Raw genomic sequence first — 9,553 nt, 5'->3', positions numbered from 1 at the left:
CTCACAACTTCCCCCTAGATTTGGCTGCTGGTGATTTTGCTCCTGTAGCTCTAACTGCTCCTGCTATCAACGGTTAATTCTGAAGTTTAGCTAAATCAAAAAGCGCTCTCCCGAAAAGGAGGGCGCTTTTTAGTATCAACGATCATAGCGCTTAATTCTGGCACTGCATTCTCAGTTAAGTGTACGGTAGTGTAAAAACAATTCACTTCCAACCTGACGAGTTTCGACGAGTTGGAGATGAGGAGCAGCATTGGGAACAAAACCCTCTCCCTCCACTGGGCTAGGGGCGTGCTTTCCTCCATAAATGACAGGCCAAATTGTCAACCACCAATCGTCAATTCGTCCTGCTTGCAGTAGAGAAGCTGTTAAAGAGCCACCTCCCAAAGTAACGACCTTGTGAATACCCCGCTCTGCCATCAAGGTGTAGGCTCGATCCCAGTCCAGGTCTGTATCTCCCAAATCAATTAATTCAGCCAGTTTTTGCAAGGTTGTTGCATTAGAATTGCGCTCCAAACCAGCCCGTGTCGTAAATATCCATCGCTCAATATCCTGACTTAAAAAAGGCAAGTCCAGCGATAGGTCAAGGGAACCTGAGACAACGCAGGTAATAGGCTGGGGAGACTGACCCCGAACCTTACGTGCTGCCAACAGTTCGGGATTGCGAATTGTAAAGGTTTCCCCCTCAGCCCGAATCGTCCCAGCTCCTACCAGGACTAGATCAGCAAGGGAGGCTTGATACTCTAAGTGTGCTTGATCAGCTGCATCGGATTCACGAGGCGCTTTCGGATCTACGGCGCTAATCTTTCCATCGGCCGTCATGGCAAGAACCACAGTTGTTTGGATAGCTGACATGATTACGTTCTGACGGTTCTTTATAATTTTATTTTACCTTTTTGAATTCTTTGCTATTGGATAATTATCTATACACTAGAGCGTAAGTCCTATCTAACAAGAGTCAACTTTTTTACGCCTAAGAGACTGTCATGCCTAAATACATATCTGCGATCGCATTTATCTTAATTTTAATTTTGAGGTTTGCATCTCCAGTCCAAGCTGCAACTCCCCGTTCAACTTGGCTGGAGAATGAAATTTATCAATACAATCATCCCTTTGCTTCTCAATTGCCTCAAGAACTGGCAACGAAAATGCAAAAAATGACAGTTAGCCCTTTCGCCTTTTATCGGGGGACGGCTCACATTTTTTATGGTGATATGCAGACCTTACCAAATTCAGGATTTCTGAATTCTTCAACCTCAGCCATCTGGTTAGAGGGAGATATGCATATACAAAATCTTGGGGGGATCAGAGATAGCAATGATCATAACGTTTTTGACACTACCGACTTTGATGAAGGCTATCTTGGCCCCTACGTTTGGGACTTGCGACGGATGGCAGTCTCGATTTTGTTGGTAGCTAAAGAGAACGGTCTTAGCTCAAGTGATGCTCAGGATATTGTCCGTAATTTCTTGGATGCTTATCTAAACAAGATGAGTGACTTTAAGGGAACCAATGATGAACTATCATACCGTTTGGAATCCAGCAATACGAACGGTGTGGTCAAAGATTTGATTCAAAAGGCATCAGACAAAAGCCGTTCTAGCTTGCTAAGTAATTACACGCAGTTAAATAACAGTAATAATCGAGTTTTCCAGACAAACTCGGAACTCCAGGTTGTATCCAGTAGTACCTATTCCAACATTGCTGGGGCGATGAGCAGCTACATCACCTCAATTGCTAGCAGTAAGCGCTATAACAATAGTTACTACACCATTAAGGACATTCGGCTGAAATTAGGTTCAGGCACTGGTAGTCTTGGTAAGTACCGATATTACTTGCTGATTGAAGGCCCAAGTTTAGCAGCCGACGACGATCGCATTTTGGAGATGAAGCAGGAAGGCAGTAGCGCCGTGGCGATTGCAGTTCCTGGTCTACTGCCAACTTCAGTTTACGGAAACCAAGAAGGGGCCAGAGTGACAATCGCCACGAAAGCAATGCTCTCCAATGCTGATCCCTTGCTTGGCTACACTACGGTCAGTAGTATCCCCTTTATGCTGCATGAAAAATCACCTTACCAAGTGGATTTTGACTATACATTGCTAACCACCAAGTCAAAATTCATGGATGCGATGGGATATGCAGGGAAGGTAGTTGCTAAGAACCATGCAATCTCTGATCAAGATTATGATGCTGCGATTATTTCCGTAAGCGTTGACAAAGAAGTGACTGACATCGTTAGCGGGAACAAGGCTGCATTCAAAGATGAGATCGTTAATTTTGCGGTAGACTATGCAACTCAAGTTAAGTATGACCACACGAGTTTTGTAGATGCTTATAACCAAGGGGTGACACTCTACTAGAACCTAAAGACGTAGCAGTGCTACCTCTCTAGATTCTTTTTCACGCCTATGTCTATTAGTTAATCTCCTTTCTCAATAATTCTGGAATCTGAGAAGGACGTTCAGCTACTGGAACTTGCGCTTCTTTTAAGGCAGCTAATTTACTTTGGGCTGTGCCAAAATTAGGATCGCGTCCGATAAACGTTGCTAAAGTCCCAGTTTGACGCCAACTTTTTCCTGGTGGTGCTTGTCTGCCTGCAATATAGGCAATTACTGGTTTATCAATTGCCTCGGCAATGTACCGCGCTGCTGCTTCTTCACTACCACCACCAGGTTGACCGACTAAAACGATCGCCTGTGTAGTTTCATCCTCATCGAGAATTTGCAGCCATTGGAGAAAAGAGGAACCAACGATCGCGTCACTACCAATACTGACACTAATCGACTGCCCCAAACCTGCTTTTGTTAATTCGTAGGCGATTTCGTAGGTGAGGGTGCTGCTACGACTAACGATCCCCACTGCACCAGGGGTATAAAACTCGCTAGGTTGAGTACCTAAGAGAATTTTTCCCGGCACAATTATCCCTGGACTATTTGGCCCGACTACCAGAGTTTCACAGGCTTCGGCTTTGCGGAGTAATTGCACCATATCCAAAGGTGGCACGCCAGCAGTGATAATAATAATTTGGCGAATATGAGATGCGATCGCTTCTAATGCCGCATCTAGCACGTCGTAAGGATCTACACAAATAATTGTCGTGTCAATTGCCCCAAATTGTTCTATTACTTCCTCTACTAAGTCAAATACTGGCAGTCCATGCAGTTCCTGTCCGCCACATCCTGGATTGACACCAGCTACCAAATTCGTGCCATAAGCTGTCATTTGAGCAACATGAGTGCCTGATATAAATTCACAAAAGCCTTGAATTAAGACTTTACTTTCTGGCTTTAGGTTCATAAAAAATTACCGTAAGTTTGGCAACCCAGTGCCTTGGACTACTTGGCATAAAAACGACAAGTTTTTCATGTCGGATTGATTCAATTTTTACTACTTCTTATTAGCCATTGGTTTAGCCAGCCGAACTGCTGCCGCCACTGCCTCATCTAAGTTTTCTACCACCAGGAGCGCATTGCTGGGGGTTTTTAGTGTTGCTAAATATTTTCTAGCAGCATCAAATTCCGAACCAGCCAGACGAACAACTAAGGGTGAATTCGGTTCTTGCCGATTTTTACTACCATTAGAATGTACAACCTGTGATTTGAGTTCGTTATTGTCTTGCTGCACAACTCTGGCTATTACTTCAACTACTTCCTCAGTTTGAGGAATGCTACCCATAAAGTTAATTAGTATTACTTGAATGCTTTTGTCAGCCTCCAGGATTTTCAGACCTGTCGCTAGGCGATCGCGGAAGGTAGTTGGTGTAGTATCTGTGAGGAAAGCATGACGTAAATTCAAACAAACACCTGGTTTGCCACCAGCATTAGCGACTAAATCCAAAGTTGCCATCACTGAACCAGTACCATTACCTAAAATACCGATTTTTCCATGCATTTCCACACCATCCCAGTCGCCCAAAATCCCGTTGATTTCAGTACTGGTATGACGGCTGATAATTTTTGCCGCCATCTGGGCAAGATCGGGATGACGCTTGATCGCCCGTTCGTTGACTCTGACTTTACCATTAAGAGCCATAACTTGACTAGTAGCACTGACTGCCAAGGGATTGATTTCGACTAAATCCAGGTCTTTTTGCACAAATAACTCATACATCTTCTCCACAACGCTGCTTACCGACTGCATCAGCGTCCCTTGCAAACCCATTTTCAAAGCCAGTCGTCGGGCATAAAATGGTGAGAATTCCTGTTCTACAACGACATAGTGCATTTTTTCCCCAGCCGATTCCCAATCGATGTCCGCTTCTTTGCAACCTAAAAGTACCGGTCGGCAAACAGCAGTATCTAAAACCACCGCGAGATAAAATTCCTGGTTGGCGTCGTATTGGGATTCTGCCAGCACAACTTCCGGTAATTCGCCCCAGATTGGTAAACTAAAGATATTTTGAGCAGCTGCGATCGCATCGATTGTCGTCTCCGCAAACCTGACTCCACCAGCTTTTGCCCGTTCCGCTCCATGTACTTGAGATTTCAGTACAATTGGAAAGCGAATTTTTAAACGTTTTAAATCTGTAGGATGGTCAATTCGTTGGGAGGGCAATACCGGAATGCCTATCTTCCCAAACCATTCTTTAACTTGGTACTCTAATAAATCCATTGATACACCTTGCATTGAAACTTTTCAAACCTTTAGTTAGTGCTGTCTTAATATTTTGCATCACCTTTATTGCATAATTAAGCTTTTGGCAGCTATAAAAATTTATTTTTCCACGGATCAATTTTATCCAATTCCGCAAATCAGGCAGATTAATTTCGATAGCCAACCTGTTTGTGCCACAGCCACAACACGTAATTAATCTCCTCAGTAAGTTTCTCAGCATAGAAGATAACTAGCATTTCTGTCAAAACCCTCTGACATAGCATCGTTTCCTTAACCCTGGGATAATTTTGTCACAACTGTGCAACCAGAATTTTCCACACCAGTAGCTAGTGTGAATTTAATTGTCGCCAATAAATCCAGTGAAAATACTCAAAAGCTCTATTATTCCCATTTTTTATTTGTAATTTATATCTGAAGATAGATTATTTATTTTGGCATCTAGCACAATGAAAATGTAGCGACACGAACAATAACTGCCTTTTTAATTTTTGGTGAAAAGTCAGAATTTGTGTTAGAAAGTTGGTCGTTCAGATTTTCCGGCTGTGGTTGGTTAAACTGTGCATTTGCATTCAACAAACCCAGAAAGTTTGTTTCATCTCCTTAAAGATAATCAAAACAATATAGAAATTTAGCGGGAAAGCTCTATGAAAGTAGCAGTCCAGCAGGAAGATTTACAGCTTTTAGCCAAAACTTTGCAGGAACAATTACTTGTAGAAGTCTCAACGACTGAAGTCTTCGAGGTGAAGTGTGCTGTCAATAAAGACGAGCTAATGATTTTAACGCAACACACATCAGATGTAATAGTTGACGCTCAACTAATTTTTGCAGTCATTGAGGAAGTACTTCAGTCTTTAGCACCCCACAAAGAGCAACGAGTGCAATGTTTCCTGAGAGTTTTTGGCGAACAACTCCCTTATGCCAAATGTTTCTTGGCATTGAAGCAGACGGGGGGATGGGGGAATGGGAAGATGGGGAGCAGGGGAGACAAGGGAGAAGAGGGAGACAAGGGAGACAGGGGAGACAAGGGAGAAGAGGGAGACAAGGGAGAAGAGGGAGACAAGGGAGAGGGAAGAGTAAATGCCTCATCATCTCTGACATATTCTCCATCAATCGATGAGACTCAAGAGGAGGAACCGTTTGACCCGTTTGCAGATGCGCCGAATTTGTTGGCTTCAAAGCCAGCATTCCCAATCAAACTTATCCTACTGGGTGCAGTGTTGGTGGGAATTGTAATTTTAGGCGGTGGTGCTTACTTATTGACTCGCCCTTGTGTGATGTCTGAGTGTAAAGAAATACAAAATGCCGAGCAATTAAAAACAATATCCCCGCAACTGATGCGCCGTGCCAACTCTGAAAAAGAATTAGTAGTTCTACAACAGCAACTTGCAGCAGCCAGCGTAGCCCTGAATGCAATTCCTAGTTGGTCGCCCCGTTACCAAGTGTCAGAAGAACTAACAGCAACTTTGTCTGGACGATCAGAAAAAATCAACCAGGTGGTCAAGGCTTTGCAGATGGCATCCTTGGCGGAACAAAAAGTTGCATATAGCCTAGAGGAATTACAAGCTAGGCAACATTTATGGCGACAGGCTATAGCGCCACTAGAAACTATAAGTTCCAGTAGTGAACTCTATGGACTGGTACAAGGTAAATTACTTAGTTATCGTGTCCGTTTGCACGTTGTAAATCAACAGATATTTACTGAGGAAAAATGGCTGAAAAAACTAACAGCAGCAAAAGCTGTAGCCAATGCAGCCGAGAACCGCGAAACTACCGCTAAATCCTTGAATGAATGGCAAAAGGTGCAGTCTACTTGGCTGGTGGTAGTTAATGCCTTGAATACTATTCCCCAAACTAGTGCTGGATACCAAGAAGCCCAAAAGCTGTTGATAGATTATAAACCTAAGTTAGTCGCAGCACGCGATCGCGCCACAAAAGAACAATTTGCTGTTAAAACCTACCAACAAGCCGTTAGCAGCGCCAAGCAAGCCAAAGTTTATCAGCAACAAAATCAATGGCAAGCAGCTGCAACATACTGGGATCAGGCTTTGCAAACTGCTAAAAAAGTTTCCCAAGATAGCTTGTACTATACTCAGGCTCAGTCTCTGATCGAACCCTATTCAGCAGCCCTCAAACAAGCACAAGAAAAACTACAAGTTGTTAGTAGTTTGCAACAAAGCCGCACCGACTTAGATAAAACCTGTATTAATGGAATTCGGATTTGCACATTTAGCATAGACAATACAAGAATTATTGTCCGGCTAACCCCTGAGTATGACCAAATAAGACAAAATAACTTGGCTAATCCTTATTCTAAAAACTCGGATACTGCTGTTAATGTTACCAATCACTTGCAAATCTTACGGGAAGCTTTAGCTGTAATTAGTGACAATGCTAACCTATCTCTTTTCCTCTATGATTCCCAAGGTCAGGTAATTTATACAAGGACTTTAGGCGGGTAGAAAAGTTAGGAGTTGGGAGTTAGGAGAGACGCGATTAATCGCGTCTGTACAGGAGTTAGAAGAGACGCGATTAATCGCGTCTGTACAAGAGTTTGGAATATAATAATGTCAAATGATTGAGATAGGACTTACGCACTATACAAATTGACTATGATATGTATTACGCAAAATGGACATTTTCGGTGCTGAGTGCAACCCTGATTTGGTCACATATTTACTGTTTTGGGTGTTAGACATGGCTGAAAAACCCAAATTCTGTATAGTAGATATGTATGATGCGTAAGTCTGATGAGAAACGTGGCTTTAATAATTAAAAAGCCGCGTCTAAAACAACTCAGCCAAGGGTTTTTTGCCCAATACCGAATTTAGAAAAAACTACCCTTACCCTGCATAAGGATTACCGATTCTGTCTACAGAGACGTTGGAGGAAAATGGCAAACGACCTGGATTTAAGCGTGGTTCTGCTGCATAGCCAACAGGAACTAAAACAGTGATCGCTAAATCTGGATTATCCCCAGCACCAATTACTTCCTTTACCTGATCCTCAATCCAACCGTTCATAAAACAAGTGGATAATCCCAAACTTTCTGCTGCCAATACTAAATGGGTAGCAGCAATGATGGTATCTTTGATGGCATATTCGCGTCGCTTTTCCCCCAGCCCAGCTTGAAATTGCGGGACGGCAGTTTTAAAGTAGTTGACAGTGCCTTCATTCCATGCTCCAGTTTCGAGTCCCTGCTCTAGAATTGAAGTGAAGTTTTGTTCGCCGGCGTTCGGATCGGCACCAAAGACAAAGGTTACAGGTGCTTGAAGAATTTGCTGTTGATTAAAAGATGCTGCTGATAGTGCGGCCTTTTGCGCCTGATCTTGCACAAGAATAATTTGCCAGTCCTGAAGATTATAACTGCTGGGTGCAGCCACGGTTAACTCTACCAGTTGCTTGAGCAGTTCTGGGGCGATGGGGTCTGTTTTAAAAGTTTTGATTGCACGGCGTTTAGCGATCGCACTGGGTACATCTAAAGGTTGAGTTTGAGTGATGGAACTCATGAGATTCTCCTGATAGTTGAGTTATAACCAAATTAGGATGATACAAGCGAATCTATTTATTCATCAAACAAAAATAAAAATTATTACCTTGTTTCAGAACAAACGACTTGCCTACCAAACGCGCAACGAACAGTCGTAAAGTCATAATTACGAATTACGCCTTAGCTACCGGCTCGTTAGCAGTTGACCAAAATGGATAGTCTGTATATCCCTTTTCATCGCCACCATAAAAGCTTGCTTGATTTGCTTGATTTAGTGGTGCATTCAAAGCCAAGCGTCGGGGTAAATCTGGATTTGAGATAAATAATGTGCCAAAGGCAACTAAATCTGCTGCTTTGTTTGCCAGTACTGCATCGCCTTTTTCACGGGTATAACCACCATTGACGATCAGTGTACCTGTAAAGCGATCGCGGATATGACTAGTGGGTACAATTATCCCGCCATGTCTGATGTCTGCCTCTGTTGCCTCAAAAATATGCAGATATGCCAAATTAAACTGGTTCAAGGCTTGAGCCGCATAACCGAATGTCTCCAGGGGATTGGAGTCACCTATATCGTTAAAAGTCCCACTGGGAGAAAGACGTACCCCGACTCGGTTAGAATCCCACACACGAGTTACCGCCTCTGTCACCTCCAACAGGAATCGGGCGCGATTTTCAATCTCACCCCCATATTTATCTGTACGTTGATTGGTGCGATCGCGGAGAAACTGATCTATTAAATAACCATTAGCTGCGTGAATTTCCACCCCATCAAACCCAGCCTCTAGAGCATTTGCTGCTCCTTGACGGTACTGTTCGACTATCTGCGGTATTTCCGAAGTTTCTAAAGCACGGGGGGTAACAAAGGGTTTTGGCCCCTGATAAGTTGAAGCTTCACCTTTAGGAGCAATAGCAGAAGGTGCCACAGGTAAAGCTCCATTCGGTTGTAAGTCAGGGTGGGAAATCCTGCCTACGTGCCATAGTTGCAGAAAAATTCTCCCTCCCTGCTGATGTACAGCATCGGTTACTAACTTCCATCCCTCCACCTGTTCTGATGAATGAATTCCTGGTGTAGCGGGATAGCCCTGTCCTTCAGGAGTTACCTGTGTTGCTTCGGAAATAATCAGTCCGGCGGAAGCACGTTGGGCGTAGTAGGTAGCATTTAGTTGATATGGTACGTTTCCCTCACCTGCCCTGTTTCGGGTTAGGGGTGCCATTACTATCCGATTAGGTAATTCCAGATTCCCTAATTGGTAAGGAGAGAATAAGTTAATATCAGTAGTCATGTTGCTTCGCTCCAATTCAAAATTCGCAACCCCACATCTGGGATTAAATAGACCACGCGGTAGGGATACAGAAAAAACTCATTCCTCGTTTCCAGCCAGAGGCTGGAAATGCTGCTCATTGCGGCTCTGCCGCGAGTTACGGAGGCGGAGCCTCAAGGACGGGCATTCC

7 protein-coding genes and 1 pseudogene are annotated in these 9,553 nt (G+C 43.6%); 3 read left to right on the top strand and 5 right to left on the bottom strand.

Annotated elements, in window-relative coordinates; translation table 11 throughout:
* Positions 1–77: pseudogene (locus HWQ38_RS03260) on the top strand (photosystem II protein D1); the annotation flags it as partial.
* A 94-nt stretch (positions 78–171) separates the two neighbouring features.
* Here the strand turns inward: HWQ38_RS03260 and HWQ38_RS03255 are convergent.
* The gene (locus tag HWQ38_RS03255) at positions 172–852 is read right to left on the bottom strand and encodes a RibD family protein (RefSeq protein WP_292789983.1); all 681 of its coding nucleotides are present in this window, start codon (positions 850–852) and stop codon (positions 172–174) included.
* A gap of 131 nt (positions 853–983) precedes the next feature.
* Between HWQ38_RS03255 and HWQ38_RS03250 the strand changes: the two genes are divergently transcribed.
* Positions 984–2,357 carry a DUF2252 domain-containing protein gene (locus HWQ38_RS03250; RefSeq protein ID WP_292789981.1) on the top strand — a complete coding sequence of 458 codons (1,374 nt, stop codon included), beginning with the start codon at positions 984–986 and terminating at the stop codon, positions 2,355–2,357.
* 55 nt (positions 2,358–2,412) lie between these two features.
* Here the strand turns inward: HWQ38_RS03250 and HWQ38_RS03245 are convergent, their stop codons facing one another.
* Positions 2,413–3,294 carry a CoA-binding protein gene (locus tag HWQ38_RS03245; protein ID WP_292789979.1) on the bottom strand — a complete coding sequence of 294 codons (882 nt, stop codon included), beginning with the start codon at positions 3,292–3,294 and terminating at the stop codon, positions 2,413–2,415.
* Positions 3,295–3,384: 90 nt separating this feature from the next.
* A complete protein-coding gene (locus HWQ38_RS03240; RefSeq protein WP_292789977.1) occupies positions 3,385–4,608 on the bottom strand; it encodes a succinate--CoA ligase subunit beta in 1,224 nt (407 codons plus the stop codon).
* 647 nt (positions 4,609–5,255) lie between these two features.
* Between HWQ38_RS03240 and HWQ38_RS03235 the strand changes: the two genes are divergently transcribed.
* Positions 5,256–7,070 carry a hypothetical protein gene (locus tag HWQ38_RS03235; RefSeq protein WP_292789975.1) on the top strand — a complete coding sequence of 605 codons (1,815 nt, stop codon included), beginning with the start codon at positions 5,256–5,258 and terminating at the stop codon, positions 7,068–7,070.
* Positions 7,071–7,451: 381 nt separating this feature from the next.
* Here HWQ38_RS03235 and HWQ38_RS03230 read toward each other — a convergent pair whose 3' ends face one another.
* Together HWQ38_RS03230 and HWQ38_RS03225 are read right to left on the bottom strand one after the other, a co-directional pair.
* Positions 7,452–8,117, bottom strand: coding sequence for a nitroreductase family protein (locus HWQ38_RS03230; RefSeq protein WP_292789973.1), 666 nt, complete (start codon positions 8,115–8,117; stop codon positions 7,452–7,454).
* 154 nt (positions 8,118–8,271) lie between these two features.
* Complete coding sequence (locus HWQ38_RS03225) at positions 8,272–9,384, bottom strand: alkene reductase (RefSeq protein WP_292789971.1); 1,113 nt, start codon at positions 9,382–9,384, stop codon at positions 8,272–8,274.
* Positions 9,385–9,553: the final 169 nt, after the last annotated feature.

Source organism: Nostoc sp. NMS7, assembly GCF_017115085.1.
In the GTDB taxonomy this organism is placed as follows: domain Bacteria; phylum Cyanobacteriota; class Cyanobacteriia; order Cyanobacteriales; family Nostocaceae; genus Nostoc.
Note: the sequence above shows the minus strand (reverse complement) of the source record. Positions and strands in the feature narration are given on the sequence as shown.

Excerpts from the sequence above, each read along its gene's own strand:
- HWQ38_RS03225 (WP_292789971.1), bottom strand. The coding sequence starts at position 9,384 with ATGACTACTGATATTAACTTATTCTCTCCTTACCAATTAGGGAATCTG.
- HWQ38_RS03250 (WP_292789981.1), top strand. The coding sequence starts at position 984 with ATGCCTAAATACATATCTGCGATCGCATTTATCTTAATTTTAATTTTG.
- HWQ38_RS03230 (WP_292789973.1), bottom strand. The coding sequence starts at position 8,117 with ATGAGTTCCATCACTCAAACTCAACCTTTAGATGTACCCAGTGCGATC.
- HWQ38_RS03255 (WP_292789983.1), bottom strand. The coding sequence starts at position 852 with ATGTCAGCTATCCAAACAACTGTGGTTCTTGCCATGACGGCCGATGGA.
- HWQ38_RS03235 (WP_292789975.1), top strand. The coding sequence starts at position 5,256 with ATGAAAGTAGCAGTCCAGCAGGAAGATTTACAGCTTTTAGCCAAAACT.
- HWQ38_RS03240 (WP_292789977.1), bottom strand. The coding sequence starts at position 4,608 with ATGGATTTATTAGAGTACCAAGTTAAAGAATGGTTTGGGAAGATAGGC.
- HWQ38_RS03245 (WP_292789979.1), bottom strand. The coding sequence starts at position 3,294 with ATGAACCTAAAGCCAGAAAGTAAAGTCTTAATTCAAGGCTTTTGTGAA.